Raw genomic sequence first — 763 nt, forward strand, 5'->3', positions numbered from 1 at the left:
AGCCTATGACTATTATATCCAAGGCTATTATTTGAAAGCCTTTCGTGAAGCGCTCCGGCGTGCTGAACAAAATGATCCCTTTGCTCAAACTTTGGTTGGCCGGATTTATATGGAAGGGTGTGCCGTTCCTATGGATGGAGCACGCGCCGCTTTGTGGTTTGGCCGTGCAGCAAAACAGGGCGAACCACAAGCACAACTGCGCTATGGTCTTATGTTATTTGATGGCCATTTTATTGCACAAAATCAAGAACTCGGTGAAAAGTTTATTCGAAAAGCTGTAGACGCAGGGGTGAAAGAAGCCTATTTTTATTATGGACAAATGCTCCTTTATAAAGCCTTGCATGAGAAGCAAGCTCTTGCAGGTGTCTTTTCCCAAAGCCGCGAAAATGAAGCGACAGACCAGGCATTAAAATGGTTCTTAAAAGGTGCAGCCCTTGGTGATGCAGAAGCTTCTTTCGCTGCTGCAAAAATTCTCTCCTTAGGAACTTTAACACAGCCAAAAGATGATCGTAATGCGCGCAAACTTATGGAAGTTGCTGCCCAAAATAAACATTTTGAAGCCCAAATCCTTTTAGCACAATGGCTTGTCCAAGCCCGTGGAGGAGAAGCCGATTTTCAACGTGCTTTTCAGTTGCTTTTTACCAATGCCATCAACATGATCACCCCGGCACAGATCTGTCTTGCAAGGCTTTATCGAGATGGAATAGGAACAAAAGGCGATACGATAATGGCAGCGGCATGGTATATGCTTGCAAAGGAAGCA

At 44.8% G+C, this 763-nt stretch carries 1 protein-coding gene; it reads left to right on the plus strand.

All coding sequences use genetic code 11. The features are described from left to right. Positions 1–763, plus strand: a 763-nt coding sequence (locus ACFIK8_RS11150) for a tetratricopeptide repeat protein (protein ID WP_375669463.1), incomplete at both ends; no start/stop codon positions are given.

Source organism: Bartonella sp. MR168JLCBS (assembly GCF_042194175.1).